23 protein-coding genes are annotated in these 20,740 nt (G+C 73.1%); 10 read left to right on the top strand and 13 right to left on the bottom strand.

Annotated elements, in window-relative coordinates; translation table 11 throughout:
- The first annotated feature begins 23 nt into the window (after positions 1 to 23).
- A complete protein-coding gene (locus GKC29_RS05120) occupies positions 24 to 776 on the top strand; it encodes a transketolase (protein WP_155329727.1) in 753 nt (250 codons plus the stop codon).
- A gap of 2 nt (positions 777 to 778) precedes the next feature.
- Complete coding sequence (locus tag GKC29_RS05115; protein WP_155329726.1) at positions 779 to 1,669, top strand: transketolase family protein; 891 nt, start codon at positions 779 to 781, stop codon at positions 1,667 to 1,669.
- Here the strand turns inward: GKC29_RS05115 and GKC29_RS05110 are convergent.
- Positions 1,666 to 2,373 (bottom strand): glycosyltransferase family 2 protein, encoded by a 708-nt coding sequence (locus GKC29_RS05110; RefSeq protein WP_155329725.1) that lies wholly within the window; start codon positions 2,371 to 2,373, stop codon positions 1,666 to 1,668. The genes GKC29_RS05115 and GKC29_RS05110 overlap by 4 nt on opposite strands.
- A gap of 277 nt (positions 2,374 to 2,650) precedes the next feature.
- Between GKC29_RS05110 and GKC29_RS05105 the strand changes: the two genes are divergently transcribed.
- Complete coding sequence (locus GKC29_RS05105) at positions 2,651 to 4,246, top strand: ricin-type beta-trefoil lectin domain protein (protein ID WP_155329724.1); 1,596 nt, start codon at positions 2,651 to 2,653, stop codon at positions 4,244 to 4,246.
- 49 nt (positions 4,247 to 4,295) lie between these two features.
- On the opposite strand, the gene GKC29_RS05100 is transcribed toward GKC29_RS05105, so the two are convergent.
- From GKC29_RS05100 to GKC29_RS05075, 6 genes are all read right to left on the bottom strand, one after another.
- Complete coding sequence (locus tag GKC29_RS05100; protein ID WP_155329723.1) at positions 4,296 to 4,880, bottom strand: hypothetical protein; 585 nt, start codon at positions 4,878 to 4,880, stop codon at positions 4,296 to 4,298.
- An 86-nt stretch (positions 4,881 to 4,966) separates the two neighbouring features.
- Positions 4,967 to 6,421 (bottom strand): sensor histidine kinase KdpD, encoded by a 1,455-nt coding sequence (locus tag GKC29_RS05095; RefSeq protein ID WP_155329722.1) that lies wholly within the window; start codon positions 6,419 to 6,421, stop codon positions 4,967 to 4,969.
- Complete coding sequence (locus GKC29_RS05090; protein WP_155329721.1) at positions 6,414 to 7,106, bottom strand: response regulator transcription factor; 693 nt, start codon at positions 7,104 to 7,106, stop codon at positions 6,414 to 6,416. Before GKC29_RS05090 ends, GKC29_RS05095 begins: the two co-directional genes overlap by 8 nt.
- Before the next feature lie 73 nt (positions 7,107 to 7,179).
- On the bottom strand, positions 7,180 to 7,695 hold the full coding sequence (locus tag GKC29_RS05085) for a hypothetical protein (protein WP_155329720.1): 516 nt from the start codon (positions 7,693 to 7,695) through the stop codon (positions 7,180 to 7,182).
- Positions 7,696 to 7,813: 118 nt separating this feature from the next.
- Positions 7,814 to 8,812, bottom strand: a complete 999-nt coding sequence (locus GKC29_RS05080) for a phosphotransferase (RefSeq protein WP_155329719.1) — start codon at positions 8,810 to 8,812, stop codon at positions 7,814 to 7,816.
- A 55-nt stretch (positions 8,813 to 8,867) separates the two neighbouring features.
- Positions 8,868 to 10,040: an acetyl-CoA C-acyltransferase gene (locus tag GKC29_RS05075; protein ID WP_155329718.1), complete on the bottom strand. Its 1,173-nt coding sequence runs from the start codon at positions 10,038 to 10,040 to the stop codon at positions 8,868 to 8,870.
- 82 nt (positions 10,041 to 10,122) lie between these two features.
- Between GKC29_RS05075 and GKC29_RS05070 the strand changes: the two genes are divergently transcribed.
- Complete coding sequence (locus GKC29_RS05070; RefSeq protein WP_155329717.1) at positions 10,123 to 10,551, top strand: PH domain-containing protein; 429 nt, start codon at positions 10,123 to 10,125, stop codon at positions 10,549 to 10,551.
- Between the two features lie 96 nt (positions 10,552 to 10,647).
- Here the strand turns inward: GKC29_RS05070 and GKC29_RS05065 are convergent, their stop codons facing one another.
- Positions 10,648 to 11,559 carry a rhomboid family intramembrane serine protease gene (locus tag GKC29_RS05065; RefSeq protein WP_155329716.1) on the bottom strand — a complete coding sequence of 304 codons (912 nt, stop codon included), beginning with the start codon at positions 11,557 to 11,559 and terminating at the stop codon, positions 10,648 to 10,650.
- A gap of 57 nt (positions 11,560 to 11,616) precedes the next feature.
- Positions 11,617 to 12,147, bottom strand: a complete 531-nt coding sequence (locus tag GKC29_RS05060; protein ID WP_155329715.1) for a peptidylprolyl isomerase — start codon at positions 12,145 to 12,147, stop codon at positions 11,617 to 11,619.
- Positions 12,148 to 12,206: 59 nt separating this feature from the next.
- On the opposite strand from GKC29_RS05060, the gene GKC29_RS05055 reads away from it, so the two are divergent.
- Positions 12,207 to 13,046, top strand: coding sequence for a hypothetical protein (locus tag GKC29_RS05055; protein ID WP_155329714.1), 840 nt, complete (start codon positions 12,207 to 12,209; stop codon positions 13,044 to 13,046).
- Between the two features lie 103 nt (positions 13,047 to 13,149).
- On the opposite strand, the gene corA is transcribed toward GKC29_RS05055, so the two are convergent.
- From corA to GKC29_RS05035, 4 genes are all read right to left on the bottom strand, one after another.
- Positions 13,150 to 14,295 (bottom strand): magnesium/cobalt transporter CorA, encoded by a 1,146-nt coding sequence (gene corA, locus GKC29_RS05050; RefSeq protein WP_155329713.1) that lies wholly within the window; start codon positions 14,293 to 14,295, stop codon positions 13,150 to 13,152.
- 346 nt (positions 14,296 to 14,641) lie between these two features.
- A complete protein-coding gene (locus GKC29_RS05045; protein WP_155329712.1) occupies positions 14,642 to 15,736 on the bottom strand; it encodes a PLP-dependent aminotransferase family protein in 1,095 nt (364 codons plus the stop codon).
- A gap of 106 nt (positions 15,737 to 15,842) precedes the next feature.
- Entirely contained in the window at positions 15,843 to 16,301 is a 459-nt protein-coding gene (locus GKC29_RS05040) for an ester cyclase (RefSeq protein WP_155329711.1), read from the bottom strand.
- A 100-nt stretch (positions 16,302 to 16,401) separates the two neighbouring features.
- Positions 16,402 to 16,794 (bottom strand): cyclic nucleotide-binding/CBS domain-containing protein, encoded by a 393-nt coding sequence (locus tag GKC29_RS05035; RefSeq protein WP_155329710.1) that lies wholly within the window; start codon positions 16,792 to 16,794, stop codon positions 16,402 to 16,404.
- A gap of 115 nt (positions 16,795 to 16,909) precedes the next feature.
- Between GKC29_RS05035 and GKC29_RS05030 the strand changes: the two genes are divergently transcribed.
- The 5 genes from GKC29_RS05030 to GKC29_RS05010 all read left to right on the top strand — a co-directional run bounded on the left by GKC29_RS05030 (position 16,910) and on the right by GKC29_RS05010 (position 20,721).
- A complete protein-coding gene (locus GKC29_RS05030; protein WP_196255809.1) occupies positions 16,910 to 17,359 on the top strand; it encodes an NUDIX domain-containing protein in 450 nt (149 codons plus the stop codon).
- Positions 17,356 to 18,129 carry a hypothetical protein gene (locus GKC29_RS05025; RefSeq protein ID WP_155329708.1) on the top strand — a complete coding sequence of 258 codons (774 nt, stop codon included), beginning with the start codon at positions 17,356 to 17,358 and terminating at the stop codon, positions 18,127 to 18,129. Before GKC29_RS05030 ends, GKC29_RS05025 begins: the two co-directional genes overlap by 4 nt.
- A 105-nt stretch (positions 18,130 to 18,234) precedes the next feature.
- A complete protein-coding gene (locus GKC29_RS05020) occupies positions 18,235 to 18,966 on the top strand; it encodes a sugar phosphate nucleotidyltransferase (protein WP_155329707.1) in 732 nt (243 codons plus the stop codon).
- Positions 18,954 to 20,021, top strand: coding sequence for an iron-containing alcohol dehydrogenase family protein (locus GKC29_RS05015; RefSeq protein WP_155329706.1), 1,068 nt, complete (start codon positions 18,954 to 18,956; stop codon positions 20,019 to 20,021). The genes GKC29_RS05020 and GKC29_RS05015 overlap by 13 nt, the downstream gene beginning before the upstream one ends.
- Complete coding sequence (locus GKC29_RS05010; protein ID WP_155333994.1) at positions 20,005 to 20,721, top strand: CDP-alcohol phosphatidyltransferase family protein; 717 nt, start codon at positions 20,005 to 20,007, stop codon at positions 20,719 to 20,721. The genes GKC29_RS05015 and GKC29_RS05010 overlap by 17 nt, the downstream gene beginning before the upstream one ends.
- Positions 20,722 to 20,740 lie beyond the last annotated feature (19 nt).

Raw genomic sequence — 20,740 nt, 5'->3', positions numbered from 1 at the left:
ACTTGAACTTGCAGGCTATCCGCATGACCAGACTCGCCACCACCTCACGGCTCATCGAGGCCGCCGCGCCCCTCGACGGCCGGCCGGTTGTCATGTCCCACGACGACCGGCACGCCGTCGCGCCGCTGCTGGACCGGGTCCGCGCGGGCCGGGAGCTCGGCGCGAACGTGTACTCCACCCTCGACGTGCTCTGGGTGCTCTACGACCGGGTCCTGCGGGTCGATCCGGGGACCGTCGACGACCCGGACCGGGACCGCTTCCTGCTCTCCAAGGGGCACGCGGTCGCCGGCTACTACGCGGTGCTCGCCGCGAAGGGTTTCATCCCCGTCGGCTGGCTCGACGACCAGGGCGGCCCGGCCAGCCGGCTCGGCGACCACCCGGACCGGATGCTCGTGCCGGGGGTGGAGATCGGCTCCGGCTCGCTCGGCCACGGCCTCGGCCTCGGCGTGGGCACCGCGCTCGGGCTACGGGCCCAGGGGCTGCTGGACCCCCGGGTGTACGTGCTGGTCGGCGACGCCGAACTGGACGAGGGTTCCAACCACGAGGCGATCACGTACGCGGGCGCCACCGGGCTGGCGAACCTCACGGCGATCGTCGTCGACAACTCGTCCGCCACGCACGGCTGGCCCGGCGGCGCGGCAGCCCGGTTCACGGTCGACGGCTGGACCGCGGCGACCGTCGACGGGCGCGACCACGACGCCCTGTACACCGCCCTGACCGGGCAGGACAACCACCGGCCGCACGTCGTCGTCGCGGTCGTCGACACCGGGGAGTGACCGTGCGCGACAGCTTCATCGACACCACCACCGCACTGCTGGCGGCGGACCCGCGTACGGCGCTGGTCCTCGCCGACATCTCGGCCGCCCAGTTCGCCCCGGCCGCGGCCCGCCATCCGGACCGCGTGGTCAACGTGGGCATCCGCGAACAGCTGATGGTCGGCGTGGCCGGCGGGCTGGCTCTGACCGGGCTGCGGCCGATCGTGCACAGCTACGCGCCGTTCCTCGTCGAGCGGGCGTACGAGCAGCTCAAGCTGGACCTGGACCACCAGGGCGCAAGCGCCGTACTGGTCAGCGTCGGCGCCTCGTACGACCGGGCGGCCGCCGGGCGCACCCACCTGTCGCCGGCCGACGTCGCGCTGATCGACACCCTCCAGGACTGGACCGTGCACGTGCCGGGGCACCCGGGCGAGGTGCCGGCACTGCTGCGCGCGACGGTGGCCGCCGACACCTCGGCGTACGTACGCCTGTCGGTCCTGCACAACGACCGGCCGTACGGGGGCGACGGCTCGCTCCGGGTGATCCGGGACGCGGGGCCGGGCGCGCCGCTGCTGGTGGCGGTCGGGCCGGTCCTGGCCGCCGCGCTGGCGGCGACGGCCGACCTGCCGGTCACGGTGGCGTACACGCACCGGCCGCGACCGTTCGACGTCGCCGGACTGCGGGCGCTCGCCGGCACCGACGTGATCCTGGTGGAGCCCTACCTCGCCGGGACGTCGAGCCGGGTGGTCACGAGTGCGCTGGCGGACCGCCCGCACCGGCTGCTGGCGCTCGGCGTCCGGCGGCGGGACCTCCGGCGGTACGGGTCCGCCGAGGACCACACCCGCTGGCACGGGCTGGACGCGGCGGGGCTGCGCCGATCGGTGACCGACTTCCTGGCGCCGGCTCTGATCTAGGGCCGGTCCTGGGAGCGGGGGCGGCGGCGGGCGCGCTCGCGACCGAGGATCCAGAGCGCCTCGACGCCGTCCTTCCAGGTGATCTTCTTGCCCTCCTCGCGGTTCCGCGCGCGGTAGCTGATCGGGACCTCGTACGGGCGGATGCGGCGGCGCAGCAGCTTGCCGGTCACCTCGGCCTCCATGCCGAAGCCCCGGGAGCGGACCTCCAGCGAGCGGTACAGGTCGACCGGCATGAGCTTGAAGCAGGTCTCCAGGTCACCGATGTAGGAGTTGAACAGGACGTTCGCCGCCATGGTGACGCCCTTGTTGCCCATCACGTACCAGAAGCTGTAGGCGCTGTGGCTGCCGAACGTGCGGTTGCCGTAGACGACGGTGGCGCGGCCGTCGAGGACCGGCGCGAGCAGCTTGGGGATGTCCTGCGGGTCGTACTCGAGGTCGGCGTCGAGGATGACCATGTACTCGCCGTCGGCGCTGTCGACCGCCGTCCGGATCGCGGCGCCCTTGCCGGCATTGCGTGGATGGGTGATGACGCGCAGCCGCGCGTCATCGGCGCGGCCCAGGATCTCACCGGTGCCGTCCCGGCTGCCGTCGTTCACCACCACGAGTTCGATCTCGCACGGGTAGTCGACCGCCAGAGCCTGCTTCAGGGCGTCCGCGATGCGTTCTTCCTCGTTGTAGACCGGCATGAGGATCGAGAGCTTCACGGAATTCTCCCGGGTAACGGACATTACGGTGCCACAGCCTACCCTGCCGGCGGGCTCCGCCCGACGGTCGGCCACTGTCCGACCGGCTCGTTCCCGCCGATGAACGGCCGGTCGTCGCCTCGCGGCGCACCGATCGGCGCCCGCGATACGCCCGGATCGCCCGGTTCGGCAGCGGGCGCGCAACCATTCTGAGACGTATTCACATACCTGCATCAAGCGCGTTACCGTCCGGTAACTCGATCGACGTCCCACGATCGAGCCGGAAAGGAGTGCGTCGATGCTTGGCAACCCCAGGCGCGGACGGACGACCCGACGGAGAACCCTCACCGCCGCGATCGCCGCCGCTCTCGTCCTCCCGCTGCTCGGCCTGCCGGCCGCCCCCGCCGGCGCAGCCGACCGTCCGACCGTCCAGCCACTCCCCGCCCACCTCGAGGCGATCCGCGCCGCCGAAGCCACCGCGCTCTACGGGTCGCCCGACATCCGCCCCCTGGAGCAGCGCCACACCTCGCTCGTCACGATGGGCGACAGCGAGATCTCCGGAGAGGGGGTCGGCAACTACGTCCCCGGCACGCACCAGCCCGGCAACTGGTGCGACCGCTCGTACGACCAGGCGGTGTTCCGGACCGGCATCACCGCCGACGTGAAGTACAACATCGCCTGTTCCGGGGCGACCCCGTGGAACCTGATCGCCGGCGGCCCGACCCAGCACAACGAGCTGAACCAGGGCGACCACCTCGGCATCAAGGCCCGCAACACCCACGTCAAACTGATCTGGGTCGTGGTCGGCGCCAACGGCGACGGCACCATCCAGTTCGGCCCGGTCGCCACCGACTGCGCCGTCCGCCGGGTGTTCTTCCAGGGTCCGTGCTGGCCGACCTACACCGACCAGTGGACGATCCGCACCGACGGCAGCCGGCGCGCCGTCGAGGACGCGCTCCGCGACATCCGGCAGACCATGACGAAGGCGGGCTACCTCACCTCGGACTACGAACTGGTGCTCATGTCGTACCCGAGCCCGGGCAGCCCGGACGTCGAGGACAACCCGAACTTCCCCGGCTGGTACGCGGGCGGCTGCCTGATCTACCTCGCCGACGCGGCGTTCGCGCGGAACAAGGCGGTGCCGCTGTTCGAGACGGCCCTCCGGGCGGCGGCGGCGAACACCGGCACCCGCTACCTGGACGCGAGCCGGCTCTTCCACGGCCACGAGGTCTGCATGGACGTCACGGCGGTACGCGGGCTCTACATCGAACTCGGCATCTGGGACGAGAACGCGGCCCGGCAGTCGTTCCACCCCAACTACCGGGGCCACGGCATGTTCGCCCAGTGCATCACACAGTTCTACGCCTCCGGCCAGGACCGGGCGACCTGCGTCGACCCGGCCAGCACCGGCACCGGCGTGCTCTACCCCGGCCTGTTCGAGTTCCGGCAGCTCCGCAACGGCGCCACCGGCACCTGCGTCGACGGCCGGGGGTACGACTCCCGCAACGGCACCGTCCAGCAGTCGTACGGCTGCCACGGCGGCCGCAACCAGGGCTTCTGGTACGACCCGACGCGCCAGTCGCTGCACTCCGAACTGTCGCACGACCGGTGCCTGGACGTGGCCGGCGGGTCGTTGACCGCCGGCACGGCGGTGAACATCTACGACTGCCACGGAGGCGCGAACCAGAAGTTCGTGTTCAGCGGCCGGCAAATCAAGGCCGCCGGCAACACCAACCTCTGCCTGGCGTTCGACAACCCGTGGCTCGGCACCCCACGGCTACGGTTGGCGACCTGCTCGACGAGCAGCCGCCAGCAGTGGTCCTTCGAGTCCCGCACCTTCGCCAACCCGGTCGGCTACGGCCACGACGACTTCATCGGCTCGCGCGTCTACTGAACAGGAGGGAGCCCCCGGCCGACCCGACCGGGGGCTCCCTCGCGGGTACCTACTTGCCGCGCGGAAGGACGATCAGGCGGGCGACGCCGTTCTCGCCATCCTTCGCGCCGGCCACGCCGAGCACGCTGCCGACCTCGACCGCCTCGGGCTGCACCGTACGGCGCCGCTCCAGCACCCGCAGCTCGGGGCCGAACGTCCAGGTCATCGTGAACCCGTCGGTGGACTTCACGGTCATCTTCTGCCCGTCGATCGCGGTCACCTCGCCGCGCTGGACGGCGACGGTCTTCGTACCGCCGTCCTTCGTCTGCACCACGACCTCGCCGTGCAGGGTGTTCTTCCGCAGCAGCACCCGGGCCTGCCGGCGCTTGCGCCACTCCTCGGCACGCTCCCGGCGGTCCGGCGCCGCGGAGGCCGACGGCGACGGCGAGGCCGGCGCGGCGACCGTCGCCACGTCCATCTCGGCAGGGTCGAAGCCCATCGCGGCCAGCGCCTGCCCCTCGACGCCCATCGCCGCGGCGACCTCGACGGCCGCCTCCCGCGCCGGTTCACCCGCCACCTGGGCCGCGCCGCAGCCGGTGACACCGAGCGTGACCGCCGCGAGCAGCGTGGTGGCGGCGAATCCCCAACGTGCCATGACTCTCCCTCTCGTCGCTCCGTGTGGCCGCGCAAGCCGCGACTCCGACACGGGAACCAGCCTGCCCCCGCCGGGCCAGCGGTGCGTCAGGCCGATGTTCGGGTCAGGTAAGGATCCGGCGGCAGCCGAACGGTGAACGCGGCGCCGCCCTCCGGCGCGTGCCCGGCGGTGATGTCCCCGCCGAGCCGGCGGACCAGGCCCGCGGCGAGCGCCAGCCCGAGGCCGCTACCGACCTTGCGCACCCCCCGGTACCGCTGGTGCAGGGCACCGCGCTCGAACGCCACCGCCAGGTCGTCGTCGGTGAAGCCGGGCCCGCCGTCCCGGACCTCCACCACCCCGCCGTCGGCCGGGTCCGCGCCCGCCGGCCGGACCGCGAGCACCACCGGCGCCCCCGGGGGTACGACCCGCAGCGCGTTCTCCAGGAGCCCGTCCACCACCTGCCGGATCCGGCCCGGATCGGTGTACGCGGGCACCGGCCGGTCGGGAATCTCGGCCCGGAACGGCACCCCCACCGCGGCGCACCGGGCGGCCCAGGCGGGTTCCGCGTCGGCGGCCAGCCGGGTCAGGTCGACGCGCACCGGTTCGAGGGGAAAGTCGGCGGCCTCCAGCCGCGCCAGCGCCAGCAGGTCGCTCACCAGCCGGTCCAGGTGCTCGGCCTCGGCCAGCACGGTACGGCCGGTGCCGGTCACCTCCTCCGGGCCGATCACTCCGTCGGCCAGGGCCTCGGCGTACCCGCGGATCGCGGTCAGCGGGGTCCGCAGCTCGTGGGAGACCGAGAGCAGGAACTCCCGCTGCCGCCCTTCGCTGGTGGCGAGCGCGGCCGCCAGTCCGTTGAGGGCCTCCGCCAGGTCCGCCACCTCCTCGGGCGGCTCGACCGGGATCCGGACCGCCCGCTCACCGGCCCGCAGCCGCGCGGCGGCGGCGGCCGCGTGCCGGATCGGCCGGGCCAGCCGGCGGGCGAGCAGCGTACCGGCGACCACGCCGGCCGCGAGCCCGGCGAGCAGCGGCAGCCAGAGACTCCGGATCACCTGCCCCCACACGCCGCCGCGCTCGACGGCTCGGGCGAGCACCACCCCGTCGCCGCCCGGCAGGGCGCGCCCCTCGACCAGGGCCGGCCGCCCGGCGACCGGCCGCCGGCCGGAGAAGTTCCGGCCCTCGGCGACGCGCTGCACCACCCGGGGCGGCAGGCCGGGCCGGTCCACCACGCCGTCCCGGACCAGGTACGCCTCGATGCCCTGCAGCCGGAGCTGCCGGATCAGCCGCTCCTCGTCGCCGGTCCGGGGTGTGCCCAGCCGGCTCCGCAGCGCCTCGGCGGCCAGCCGGGCCTGGGCGGCCAGCGCCCGCTGCTCGCCGCGCTCCACCCCGCGAACCGCCAGGGGGATCCCGACGAGCGCGGTGACCAGCACCGAGATCAACGCGACCGCGCAGGTCACCAGTACCGCACGCGAGGTCAGCGTACGGCCGGACCGGGGGCGGGGAGCCGGGTACGCCCCGGTCACCGGCAACGCGACGGTCGGCGGGTCCACCGGGTGGTCACGCATCGGCGGCGTACCCCACGCCCCGGTGGGTGCGGATCACACTCGCCGCACCGAGCTTGGCGCGGACCTGCGCCACGTGCACGTCGACGGTGCGGGTGCCGGCGTGTGCGGCGTACCCCCAGACGGCGGCGAGCAGTTCCTCCCGGGTGAACACCCGGCCGGGGCGGGCCATCAGGTGAGCGAGCAGGTCGAACTCGGTGGACGTCAGGTGGACCGGGGCGCCGGCGGCGGTCACCGTGCGCCGACCCGGGTCCAGGGTGACCGGGCCGACCGCGCGGGGGCGGTCCGCGCTCTCCGGTGGCCCGGCGGTGCGCCGCAGGACCGCCCGGACGCGGGCCACCAGTTCGCGGGGGCTGAACGGCTTCGTGACGTAGTCGTCGGCGCCGAGTTCGAGGCCGACGACCCGGTCCACCTCGTCGTCGCGGGCGGTGAGGAAGATGACCGGTGTCCAGTCGCCGGCGTCGCGCAGCCGGCGGCACACCTCGGTGCCGGCGAGACCGGGCAGGGTGATGTCGAGGACACAGGCCACCGGGCGGAGTCGGCGGGCGGCGGCCAGGCCCGCCTCGCCGTCGCGTTCGAGGTGTACGCCGAAGCCGTCCCGGGTCAGGTAGAGCCGGACCAGGTCGGCGATGGACGGCTCGTCCTCCACGACGAGGACGAGCCCGCGGGTCGGCGTGTCGACGGTCACCGGCCCATGATGGCCGACCGGGACGATGCCGGAGTGTCCGGGACGTGTTCGGGTTCGGTAAGGACGTGCCCGGTCAGCGGACCACGACGGGACGGAAGGCGGCAGGCCGAGCGGCGGCCGGCGCGGCGTCCCCGATGGTGGCCACCAGCCGCTCGCGCGCGGGCCGTACCCGGGTGCGGAAGGCGTGGTTGAGCAGGGCGTCCAGCTGCCACATCTGCTTCGGGTGCCGGGTACGGATGAGGAACCGCTCCCGGACGCCGTCGATCGCGGTGGCGGCGAGCTCGATTGAGTGCAGCCGCGGGTCGGGGCTCCAGGTGACGTTGCTCAGCTCGCGCAGCTCGGTGTTGAGGTGCAGGCGCAGCCGGTGCAGGACCCGGGTCTGCTGGGTGACGACCAGTCGACGGTGGGTCAGCAGCAGCAGGTACTCGCCGGCCACCGAACGGTCGGGGCGGCTGCAGCGGGTGACCAGAATGGTGGCGTCGCCGGAGCCGACACAGCGGCGGAAGACCGGCATGTGCCGGCTGGCGGTCTGCATCGCCACGCCGGCCTCGGCGGCGGCCGGGAGGAACGTTCGGGAGAAGACGTCCATGCTCTGCCCAACGACGCCCGGGCAGGGGTGACGTGGGCCACTCGGCGGAATTTGCAAGTTGCACGTCCGCCGTCGCACCGGGGGTGCGACGGCGGACGTGCACCGGGACCCGGCGGTCCTACACCGGGTTGGGGGCGAGCAGTTCCCCCAGCCAGCCGGGCACCGCCTCGGCGTACTCCCGGCGGGCCGGGTCCGGCGTGTCGAGGGCCCGGCGCCAGGACAGGGATCGGCTGACCGTGGTGACCCGCATGGCGGTCCCGGCCAGCTCGCGCAGCGTCGCCCGGTCGTGCCGGCCGGTCCACGGCTCCAGGTACGCGTCCCGCAGCCGCACCAGCGTCGGGTCGTCCCCCGCCAGCTCGGCCGAGTACGCGACCGACCGGAGGGTCACCAGCAGCGTGCCGAACGGATGGGCCAGCGAGGCGTCGCCCCAGTCGAAGAACCGGTACCCGTCCCCGGCCACGAAGACGTTGCCGTCGTGCAGGTCGTCGTGCTGCACGGTGGGGGCGACAGCCGAGTCGGCGAGCCGCCGGCAGTCCTCGGCGAACGTGTCCCGGTACGCGCGCAGCCGCTGGTGCGCCTCCGTGCCGAGCCCGCCCTCGGCACCGAGCAGCAGGGATTCCTCGTCGTCGAGCAGCTCCTCGAACAGCTCCGGCAGCACCTGCGGCCGGTGGTCGGGCAGGCCCAGGGCGAGCAGTTCGCCAGCGTGCACGGCGGCGGCGAGCTGCAGGTCGGCGTACTCCGGCAGGACCCGCTCCCAGCGGGAGAGGTCCCGGTCCCGGGACAGCACGTCCCGCAGCGACTCCCCGCCGGCGGGCAGCAGCGACCAGCCGCGCCGCGTGTCCACGGCGATCGGGTCCAGCACCCGGCCGGGGGCCAGCCGGGCCAGCGCGGCCACCAACCCGGCCTCGTGCACGGTGCCCCGGTTGTTGGCCTTGAACCAGACGTCGCCGTCGTCGGTCGGGACGCGCCAGACCAGGGACCACGGCCGGAGCCGGGCCTCGACCGGCCCGGTCACCTGCCGGCCGTCCGGCCGGAGCTGCTCGGCGACCCAGGCCAGGGCGGTGTCGCCCCAGCGCGGGTCGGCCCAGTCGGTCTGCGGAGTTCCGGTGGTGGTCACGCCGGGCAATGTAGGCCGCCGGCCGGCGGGCCGGCGACCTGATTACCCGTCGCGGTCAGAGCAGCTCGACGATGGTCGCGTTGGCCATGCCGCCGCCCTCGCACATCGTCTGGAGGCCGTAGCGGATGTTGTTGTCGCGCATGTGGGCGAGCATCGTGGTCATGATCCGGGCGCCGGAGCCGCCGAGCGGGTGCCCCAGGGCGATCGCGCCGCCCCGCGGGTTGAGCCGCTCCGGGTCGGCCTCGGTCTCCGCGAGCCAGGCCAGCGGCACCGGGGCGAACGCCTCGTTGACCTCGTACACCCCGATCTCCTCGATGCCCAGCCCGGCACGGCGCAGCGCCTTCGCGGTGGCCGGGATGGGCGCGGTGAGCATGGCCACCGGGTCGTCGGCGGCGACCACGGCGGTGTGGATGCGGGCCAGCGGACGCAGGCCGTGCCGGCTGGCCCACTCGGCGGTGGTGACGGCGAGCGCCGCCGCGCCGTCGGAGATCTGCGAGGCGGACCCGGCGGTGACCACGCCGTCGGGCCGGAACGGGGTGGGCAGCTCGGCCAGCTTCTCCAGCGACGTGTCGCGGCGGATGCCCTCGTCGGCGCCGAACTTGCCGCCGTCGGCGAGGGCGACCGGCGCCAACTCGGGGTCGAAGGCGCCGGCGTCCTGCGCGGCGGCCGCCTTCTCATGGCTGGCCAACGCGAACTCGTCGAGTTGGGTGCGGGAGAAGCGCCAGCGCTGGGCGATCAGCTCGGCGCCGACCCCCTGGTTGAACGGGAGCGGGGAATCCTCGGCGACACCCTCGACGCCCCGGTAGCGCTCCAGGATCGCCGGGCTGAACGGCATGCCGCCCCCCACACTGGAGCCCATCGGCACCCGGGTCATCGACTCGACACCACCGGCGACGACCAGATCGGCCTGCCCGGACAGCACGGTCGCGGCGGCGAAGTGCAGCGCCTGCTGGCTGGAGCCGCACTGCCGGTCGAGGGTGGTGCCGGGCACGGACTCCGGCCAGCCGGCGGCGAGGACGGCGTTGCGGGCGACGTTCCACGACTGCTCGCCGACCTGCGAGACGCACCCCCACATCACGTCGTCCACCTGGGCCGGGTCGATGCCGGTGCGCTCGGCGAGGGCGCGCAGCACGTGCGCGGACAGGTCGACCGGATGCACACCGGCGAGGCTTCCCTTGCGCCGCCCCACGGGGGTGCGTACGGCGCCGACGATGACTGCGTCACTCATATCTACTCCCCGGTAACCTGGCTGGCTTCGATCGTACGTCGCCGCCCGACCGGCCGTCTCGCCCCACTGGCATGCTGAGTGCATGGATGCGGAGTCCGGCAGGCGGGAGTGGCGGGTGTCGGCCGCCCTGCCGGCGGTCAAGGCCGGTGGCGCGGTCGCCCTGGTCGCGCTCAATCTCCTGTTGGCCGACCGGGACCCGGTCCGGCTCGTCCTGGCCGGGGCGGTCGCCGTGGCCCTGCTCGTCTGGGCCACCCGGGACGTACTGGCGCCGGTCCGCCTCGCCGTCGACCCGGACGGGTTGACCGTCGTCCACGGCTTCGCGGGGCACCGGCGGCTGCCCTGGTCGCAGGTGGAGGCCGTCACCGTCGACCGGCGGACCCGGCTCGGCCTGGCCAGCGCCGTCCTGGAGGTGGACACCGGGGAGTCGCTGCACCTGTTCGGCCGCTACGACCTCGACGCCGACCCGGCCGAGGTCGCCGAGGAGCTGAACGCCCTCCGGCCGGCATCCTGACCGGCGTGCGCGGGGCCTGACCGCACGGCCCCGGCGCACGGCGGTCCGGCGTGCGGCGGCCTGGCGTGCGGGGGCGGGCCCCACCGCGGGCCGTGGTCAGGCGAGCAGGGCGGCGGTGCGGATCAGCGCCAGGCCGAGCAGCGCCGCCACGATCACCGCGCCGCCGGCGGCCTGCACCAGCGTGCGCCGCGAGCGCGGGGCGTACGCGAGGACGAGGGCCATCAGGCCGCCGACCGCGAGGCCGCCGAGGTGCCCGGGGATCGAGATGCCCGGCACGGTCAACGTGAAGACCAGGTTGATCACCAGGATCGGGATGACCTGCGAGATGTCCCGACCCATCCGGCGCTCGATGACGATCAGCGCGGCGAAGAGCCCGAAGATGGCGGTCGACGCGCCGGCCGTGGGCCGGTTCTGCTCGGTGAAGACGTAGGCGAGGACGTTCCCGCCGAAACCCGAGATCAGGTAGAGCGCGGCGAAACGCAGCCGACCGAGCTGGGCCTCCAACGACCGGCCGAGCACCCAGAGCGCCCACATGTTCAGCAGCAGGTGGATCACGCCGAAGTGCAGGAACATCGCGGTGACCAGGCGGTACCACTCACCCTCGGCGATGCCGCCGACCGTCCCGTTCGGCAGGATCGCCGCGCCGAGCACGGAACCCCAGTTGGTGAGGGGAGTGCTGTCGCCGAGCAGCCCACCGAAACCGTTGCCGCCGATCACCGCACCACCGCTGCCGGCGGAGGCGATGGACAGCAGCATGACCAGCACGTTGATCACGATCAACGCCTTGGTCACGTAGCCGTGCCGGCCGGCGGCACCGCCACCGAAGGCGGTGCGCGCCGGCCGTACGCTGCGGCGCCCCTCGTTGACGCACTCCGGGCACTGGAACCCGACCGACGCCTCGCGCATGCAGTCCGGACAGATGGACCGGTCGCAGCGGGTGCAGCGGACGTACGTCTCCCGGCCGGGGTGCCGATAGCAGACCGGGGTGGTCGGCGGGGACTCGCTCACCGGTCGGTCCTGGTGCCCGGACGCTCAGTCATGCGAGCAAAGGTACCTCGCGCCCGCTCAGGAACCGCTGCGCTCGATCTCGACCCGCTCGATGACGACGTCCTGCAGCGGACGGTCGGCCGGGCTGGTCGGGGTGTTGGCGATCGAGTCCACGACCTTCGCCGACTGCTCGTCCGCCACCCGGCCGAAGATGGTGTGCCGGTTGTTGAGGTGCGGGGTCGGCGCGACCGTGATGAAGAACTGCGAGCCGTTGGTGCCCGGCCCGGCGTTCGCCATCGCCAGCAGGTACGGCTGGTCGAAGCGCAGCTCCGGGTGGAACTCGTCGGCGAACGTGAAGCCGGGGCCGCCGCGGCCGGTGCCGGTCGGGTCGCCCATCTGGATCATGAAGCCGCTGATGACGCGGTGCGAGATGGTGCCGTCGTAGTAAGGGCCGCTGCCCGGCTGGCCGGTGCGCGGGTCGGTGTACTGCTTGGTGCCCTCGGCCAGCTCCACGAAGTTGCGGACGGTCTTCGGCGCGTGGTTCGGGAACAGCTCCAGCCGGATCGGACCGGCGTTGGTGTGCAAGGTGGCGTAGACAGCCTCGGCCACGGGTACTCCTCACTCGTTGGTCAGTTCCATGCGGATCCTCCCATGTGCCCGATCTGGTCATGCGGAGGCATCCGAAGGTGGAGGATGACGGAGGACAACTCCCAGGAGGTGGGACCGTGTTTGGAATCGGGCGGCGAAAGACCCAGGGACAGCTCGCGAAGGCCGAGCTGAACCAGGGTTTCGGTCACCTGAAGCAGGCCGCGACGTACGCGGCGAGGGGTGCCGGCGCCACGGTCGGCCCGCGGGTCCTGGCGGCCCGGGGTGCGATCGCGCCGACCGCCGTCGTCGTGCGGGACCGCGCGTCGAGCGGCTACGCGTCGACCGTCGCGGCGCTCGCGCCGCTGGCTCTCGCCCTCCGCGACGCGCAGGCCGAGGCGGCCGGCAAGGCCGTCAACGGGCGGAAGGCCGCCGCCGCCAAGCAGGCCGCCGTCAGCAGGAAGGTGAAGGCGAAGAACATGAAGGCAGCGCGCAAGAAGAAGTCCGGCCGGGGCGGGATGATGACCGGCCTCCTCGCGGCCGGCGCGGTGGCGGGCCTGGCCGGTGCCATGGCCATGCGGCGGCGCCGCGAGCAGCAGGAGTGGGCCGAGTACGACCCGACCCGTTCCCTGGAGCCGATGCGGGACGAGGTGGACACCATCGAGGTCACCACCCGGACGCCCGCCGAGAAGACCAGCTCGGCGTCCACGATGGCCGGTGGCTCCGGCGCGGCCGGCGGGCCGACCGGCGCGGGCAGCTCGGCGGTGGCCGGCGGCAGCAGCGCCTCCAGCACCAGCCCGACCAAGCAGGCGTCGGTCCACGCGACCGACAAGATCCCCGCGGTGGCCGAGGGCGCCACGGAGTCCTCAGGCCGGCCGGCCGACGACCTGGGCAAGGCCCTCAACAAGAACGGCCGCCGCTGATCCCCCGACCACGTCACCCCGCGATCTCGCACTTCTGGTCGCCCGTTCGCGGCTTTCGCCGACTTCGTCCGGGCGCTTGGTGCGAGATCGCGGGGTTTGACGGTCAGAGCCAGCCGTTGCGCCGGAACCAGCGGTACAGGGCCAGCGAGATACCCAGCATGAGGGCCAGGATCGTCGGGTAGCCGTACGTCCACCGCAGCTCGGGCATGAACTCGAAGTTCATGCCGTAGATGCCGGCGATGGCGGTCCACACCGCGGCGATCGCCGCCCAGGCCGCGATCTTGCGCATGTCGTTGTTCTGGTCGACGGTGACCTGCGCCAGCCGCGCCTGGAGGATCGAGTTGAGCAGGTCGTCGTACGAGTTGACCTGCTCGACGGTGCGACTGAGGTGGTCCTGGACGTCCCGGAAGTAGCGGCGGATCTCCTTCGGCACGTCCCGGTTCATCTGTGCGGTGAGCGTCATGAGGGGGCGCTGGAGCGGCACCACCGCCCGCTTGAACTCGACCAGTTCCCGCTTCATCTGGTAGATCCGCTGGATACGGCCGGTGGCGTGCCGGTCGAACACCTCGGTCTCCAGGGTGTCGAGGTCGTCCTCCAACTGGTCGGCGACCTCCAGGTAGAGGTCGACCACCCGGTCGGTCACCGCGTACGCGACCGCCCAGGGGCCGTGCAGCAGCAGTTCCCCCTTGGTCTCCAGGTCCGCACGGACGGGGGCGAGCCGGCAGGCGTCACCGTGCCGCACGCTGATCAGGAAGTTCGGCCCGATGAACAGCATCACCTGACCGGTCTCGACGACCTCGGAGGTCTCGGTCAGCTCGGTGTGCTCGCAGTAGCGGGCGGTCCGCAGCACCAGGAAGCTGACGTCACCGAACTGCTCCAGCTTCGGCCGTTGCTGGGCCTTGACCGCGTCCTCGACGGCCAGCTCGTGCAGCCCGTACGTGGCGGCGATCTCGGTCATCTCCGTCAGGTCGGGCTCGTGCAGGCCCAGCCAGACGAAGCCGTCGTCCGCCCGACGCGCCGCGGCCAGCGCCTCGGCGTAGGTCCAGTCGCCCGCCTGGCGCTTCCCGCCGACGTAGAGGGCGCAGTCGACGACGGAGTCGCGTCGCGGGCCAGCCGGCTCCGGGACGCGTGGCGAGCCGTCGGGGGTGAGCCGCCGGGTCATCGCCCGCACCGGTGCCACCCAGTCGCGGGACCTGGTCCGACCGCCACCCGGCAGCACCGTCCGTGCCCGGTCCATGCCGTCCGCCATCACGCCCCCCTTCCACGCAGCGCCGCGGATTGCAGGGTACGCCGTCGGCGGCGTCACCGGCGGTGACGGATCACCAGGGGGGTGGCGCCGGGCGGGCCGGGCCGCGTTGGGGGGTGAGGGGACGACACGGCCCACCCGGCGCCTCTTGGGGGCGGGGGATTGTGCTGGTGGCGCCGGGCCACGTGCGGGCGGGGCGAGTGCGCCCGGGACGGGCGCGGCCCGGTCACGCGCCGGTGACCTCCGCTACACGTGGTGAATGACGCTCGCAGCATTGTGGGCCGGCAGCCGCCCCGGCGGGAGCCCCGGGGCGGCTGATATCGCCGAACTGTCGGAAACCCGACAGAAATCAGCCGCGAACTGCGGCGACCGCCTCGGCGAGTCGGCGTACGCCCTCGTCGATCCGGTCGGCGGTCACCGCCGAGTACGCGAGGCGCAGCGCGTGCCGCCCCCCGTCGAGGACGAAGTCGCTCCCCTTCACCACGGCGACGCCACGCTCGGCCGCGGCCGGGGCGAGCTTGTCCACGTCGACGTCCTCGGGGAACTCCACCCAGAGGAAGTAGCCACCGTCCGGCTCCACGAACCGGGCCTGCGGGAGGTGCCGCCGCAGCGACTCGCCCAGCACCCGGGCGCGCTCGCCGAGAGCCCGGCACACGGTCTCGATCGAGCGGTCGATCGCCCCCGAGACGCAGAACTGGTACACGATCGCCTCGGACACCATGCCCGGCGAGATGTAGAGGCTGGTCGCCTTCTTGGCGATGTCGGCGATCAGGTCCGCCGGCCCGACCAGGTACCCGACCCGGACGCCCGGGCAGACCGTCTTGGTGAAGCTGGAGGCGTGGACCACCACGTTGCGGGTGTCGAGCGAGAGCATCGACGGCAGGGCCTCACCCCGGAAACGGACGTCCGCGTACGGGTCGTCCTCGAAGATCGTGAACCCGTACTCGGCGGCGAGGTCGAGAAGCTCCCGCCGCTTGTCCAGGCTGAGCGTCACACCCGCCGGGTTCTGGTAGTTCGGGATGACGTGGGCCAGCCGGGGGCGCACCCCGGACTCCAGCAGCTTGCGCAGCTCGGCGGTGTCCAGGCCGTCGGGCTCGATCGTGATGCCGTGCAGCTCGCTGCCCATCCGCTTCAGGTTGAGCAGCGTCCGGTCGTAGGTGGGGCGCTCCACGACGACCGCGTCGCCGGGACGGACCAGGTGGTCGAAGAGGAACGCGTCGGCCTGCAGCGAACCGTTGGTGACCAGGACCTGGTCGGCTTGGACTCCGTGCTTCTTCGCGATCCACTCGCGCAGGGGAAGGTAACCGACGGAGGTGCCGTACGCCGTCACTCCGGCGGGGTCGGCGTCGAACGCGCGGACGGCGGCGGCCTTGAGCCCCTCGACATCGACGATGTCCAACGAGGGAGCGCCACGGGCGAAGGAGATCAGCTGCTCGGCGGTCATGGCTGTTGAGCGTACGGAAGGCGACGGGGTACGCGCGGTCGGCACGGCGATGTCCGCATCCTGAGCCACCGGGACGGGTGACCGGGGCCGACCGGTCGGCGGCAGATCAGACCGGAAGGCCGAGCGGGTCGTGCTGCGCCTCGCGGGAGAGCCCCTCCACGTGCAGGCCGAGCGCGGTCACCAACTGTCCCCAGTCGAAGTAGGACCGCCAGGCCGCGATCCGCCCGCGCCGTACGCGCACCATGTCCACGACGTCCCAGCTGATCGTCCGCATCGTCGGTGCGACCGTGCCGAAGGGCGTGTGCAGCACCCCGGTCTGGGTACCGGTCAGCCGCTGCTCCACCGCCGCCCCGCCGGCCGTCTGCACGGCGCCCAGCCGGTCCACGTACAGGTCGGGGAAGGCGCCCGTCCAGGTCCGCAGCAGCGCGGGCAGCTCGATCGGGCGCACGGTGACACCGGGCATGGCGTAGAAGGCGTCCGGCGCGTACAGGTCGGGCAACCGCGCCACGTCGCGGCGCAGGAGCATCGCGTACTGCTGCTCGACCAGTCGCTCCGCGCCGGGCATGGCATCCTCCCCCGCGGGCCACGGCCCGTCCGCGCCCGCAGGGAATTCCTTACCCGTCGATCAGCGGCCCAACCCTCGTCGCGGCCGGCGGAGCCGGCACTCAGCCGGTGCCGACCATCCGGCTGGCCGCCCAGACCCGCATGATGTCCCGCACCGAGATCACCCCGGCGACCTCGCGGCCGTCGAGCACCACCAGGTGCCGGAAGCCGCCCCGGGCCATCGCGGCGGCCGCCTCCTCGACCGTCCACTCCGGTCCCGCGTACACCACGTCCCAGGTCAGGTGCGCCCCGGTCCGTTCGACGTCGCAGTCCAGACCTGATCCGATGGCGTTGAGCACGTCCCGTTCGGTCATGATCCCGATCCCCTCGGAGTCCGGATCGATCACGACCGCCGACCCGACGCCACGGGCCGACATCATCTGCGCCGCCTGGCGGAGCGTGTGCTCCGGCCCGACGACGAGGACCTGGCTGGACATAGCTTCCCGAACCTGCATCACGCATCACCCCTGTGGGACGGTGGCACCCGGTACGGAACATGGTGCGCCGGGTGTGTTTGCGGGACAAGACCAGACATCGCCACGATCCTCGGCGGCTCGCTACTGTCGAGGCGTGTCCACCGAGCCCCTGCGCTGCGCGGGCGCGCTGATCGTCGACGACGACGGCCGCCTATTCGTCCAGCGGCGGTCCCCCGACCGGCGCCTCTTTCCCAACTGCTGGGACATCGTGGGCGGTCACCTGGAACCGGGCGAGGAGATCGAGGACGCCCTGCGCCGGGAGGTGACCGAGGAGACCGGCTGGACGGTCGCGTACCTGCTCGGCCTCGTCGGCGAGTACCGGTACGTAGCCGACGACGGGCTGGAACGGATCGAGAGCGACTGGCTGGTGCGGGTCGACGGCGACCTCGCCCGGCCGACGCTCGAGGTGGGCAAGCACACCGAGTACCGCTGGCTCACCGAGGCAGACCTCGACCTGCTCGACGAGCACCGGCACGTCAACGACGGCCTGATCCGCCGGATCGCGGAGGACGCCTTCGCCCTGCTCCGCACGATCGGTTCGTGAACGACACCGTCGACCTGGCGCCGCACCGGTTCGCCGGGCTGGTGGCCCCCGCGGTCGACCGGACGTTCGTCGCCGGCATGCGCGGCGGCCGCGACGCCGGCGGCGCCGAGGTCAGCCAGCGGTACGGCGGTCCGCGCGCCACCGGCTTCCTGGTGGATCTGCGCACCCGGCTCGCCGTCCCGGGCGGCACCGTCGAGGCGGACGGGTTCGCGGCGGTCACCCGGTACCGGGACCCGGCCGCCTGCCGGCGGGCGCTGGACCGGCACGTCGCGCACGGGATGGTCCACCGCGGGGCGGACGGCGCGATCACCGCCACCGAACGGGGGCTCGCCTTCCTCGACGAGTTGTGGCAGGTGCACGCCCGGGCGACCGGAGAGCTGTGGGCGGGGCACGCCGACCGGGTCCTGCGGCTGGTCGAGGCGCTCGGCCGGGTGCTCGCGTACGCCCTCGTGCTGGCCGACGACGACGGCGACGTGGCGGCGGGCGGCGCGTTCGCGGCCATGGCGCCACCCCACGAGCCGGACGGCACCCCACCCGGTGTGCTGCTGCTCAACCGGCTCGGCACGCTGCGCCACCACCGCGCCGACGCGCACACGGCCGCGTGGACGGCCGCCGGGCACACCGCCACCAGCATCGTCGATCTGGCATCGGGGCCGGAGCGCCTCGCCATCGAGCTGGAGACCGACCGCCGGGCGGCCGGACCGTACGTGGTGCTGACCGCCGAGGAGCGGCTGACGATGCTCGCCGACCTGGCGGCCCTGCCCGGCTAGACGCCCGGCACCGGCGCCGGAGGGCTGCCGGTTGCCGGTGGCGGTTCCGGACCGCGGCGCTATCCTCCTCCGGTGAACGCCAGACGAACGGGACATGATGCCGGCATGGTCGGAATGGTGCTGGCAGCTGGCGCCGGGCGGCGGCTGCGCCCGTACACCGACACCCTGCCCAAGGCGCTGGTGCCGGTGGACGGGGACACCACCATCCTCGACATCGCGCTGCGCAACCTCGCCGAGGTCGGGCTCACCGAGATCGTCGTCGTGGTCGGCTACGCCGCCGACACGGTGCGGGAGCGGCAGGCCGACCTGGAGAAGAGGTACGGCGTCACGATCACCCTCGTGCCCAACGACAAGGCCGAGGAGTGGAACAACGCGTACTCCCTGTGGCTGGCCCGGGAGTGGTTCGCGCGGGGCGTCCTGCTGGTCAACGGCGACACGGTCCACCCGGTGAGCGTGGAGAAGACCCTGCTGGCCGAGCGCGGTCCGGGCGTCCTCCTGGCGATCGACACGATCAAGACGCTGGCCGAGGAGGAGATGAAGACCACCTTCGACGCCGCCGGCCAGCTCACCCGGATCACCAAGCTGATGGACCCGGGCGAGGCGTACGGGGAGTACATCGGCGCGACGCTCATCGAGCCGCACGTCGCCGACGCGTTGGCCGACGCCCTCGAGGCGACCTGGCGGCGGGACCCGAACCTCTACTACGAGGACGGCTACCAGGAGTTCGCCGACCGGGGTGGCGAGGTGCGCGCGGCGCCGATCGGCGACGTCTCCTGGGTCGAGGTCGACAACCACGACGACCTGGCCCGCGCCCGGGAGATCGCGTGCCGCTACTAGCCCGTACCGTCACCACGCCGCTCGCCATCGAGGTCCGCCGCGGCGCGGTCGCCGGCCTCGGTGAGCTGCTCGCCGACCGGCGGATCTCCGCCGGCGGCGACGTGGCGGTGGTGGTCGGGCCGGGGCAGGGCGAGAAGATCGTGGACCTGTGCCGGCCCACGCTGGGCTCGGCCGACGTGTTCACGGTGGCGGGCGGCAGCATCGACTCCGCCAACGAACTGGGGGACCGGCTCCGTCGCCGCCACTACGACGCGGTGATCGGCATCGGCGGCGGGAAGACGATCGACACCGCCAAGTACGCGGCCACCCGGTACGGCCTCCCGATGGTCACCGTCGCCACCAGCCTCGCCAACGACGGCATCGCCTCCCCGGTGGCGTCCCTGACCCACGAGGGCGGCAAGGGCTCGTACGGCGTCCAGATCCCGATCGCCGTCCTCGTCGACCTCGACTTCGTGGAGCACGGCCCGGACCGGCAGACCCAGGCCGGGATCGGCGACGCGGTGAGCAACCTCAACGCCTGCGCCGACTGGGAACTGGCCCACCAGGTCCGTGGCGAGCCGATCGACGGGCTCGCCGTGACCCTGGCCCGTACCGGTGCCGAGGCGCTGCTCAACCATCCCGGCAAGATCACCGACGACGCGTTCCTGACCACGCTGGCCGAGGCGCTGATCCTCGGTGGCATCGCGATGTCGATCTCCGGGTCCAGCCGGCCGGCGAGCGGCGGCGACCACGAGATCTCCCACGCGATCGAGCACCTGTGGCCCGGCACCAGCTCGCACGGGGAGCAGGCCGGGCTGGGCGCGCTCTTCTGCACCTGGCTCCGGGGCGACCTGGAGCGGTTCGGGCAGCTCGCCCGCTGCCTGCACCGGCACGGCCTGGCCACCCGCCCGGCCGACGTCGGGCTCACCGACGAGCAGTTCGTCGAGGCGGTCCGCTACGCCCCGCGGACCCGCCCGGACCGCTACACGATCCTCGAGCACCTCGCCCTGTCCGCCGACGACGTCCGGAACCGGTTGGGAGACTGCCGTGACGCCCTCCGTGATCACCTTGGCTGAGCCGTCCCGGCCGACGGTTGCCGACTTCTACCGGACCAACCGCGGCGGAGGGTTGTTCAGCGAGTCGGTCAGCCAGTGGATCGGCGCGGCGTTCGCCGTCGTCGCCCACCGGCTCGGGCTCCGACCCACCGCGCTGACGATCACCAATCTGGTGCTCGGGTTGAGCACCTCGGTGGCGGTCGTGGCGCTGGCCGAGCCGGTCGCCGCCGGCCGCGTACCGGCCTGGCTGGTCGGGGTGCTGGCGCTGGTCGGCTGGCAGGTCGCGTACGCCCTGGACTGCGCCGACGGGCAGCTCGCCCGGGTCACCGGCCAGGGCAGCGCCGCCGGGGCCCGCGTCGACGTGCTCTGCGACGTGGCGGCCCAGATCGCCCTGGTCGCGGCGCTCACCGCGACCACCGTGGCGCAGACCCCGTCGACGCCGACCTGGCTCATCGCGGCGTTCGCCGGGACCTGGATGGTCAACCTGGTGACGTCGGTGATGCAGGCCGGCCCGAACGCCGCCAGCATGGTCACCTCGACCTCGCTGCCGGTACGCCTGGTGAAGCTGGTCCGCGACTACGGCGCGGTGATCTTCGTGGCCGGGCTGGTGCTGCTGTTCGCGCCCGCGCTCACCCTCTGGGTGGTGGTCGCGTTCACGGTCGTCAACGGCGGCTTCCTGCTGGCCAGCATCGCCTTCTCGGCCCGGGCCAGCCTCCGCTGACCCGGACGCCCCGCCTCGG

Source organism: Micromonospora sp. WMMC415 (genome assembly GCF_009707425.1).
In the GTDB taxonomy this organism is placed as follows: domain Bacteria; phylum Actinomycetota; class Actinomycetes; order Mycobacteriales; family Micromonosporaceae; genus Micromonospora.
Note: the sequence above shows the minus strand (reverse complement) of the source record. Positions and strands in the feature narration are given on the sequence as shown.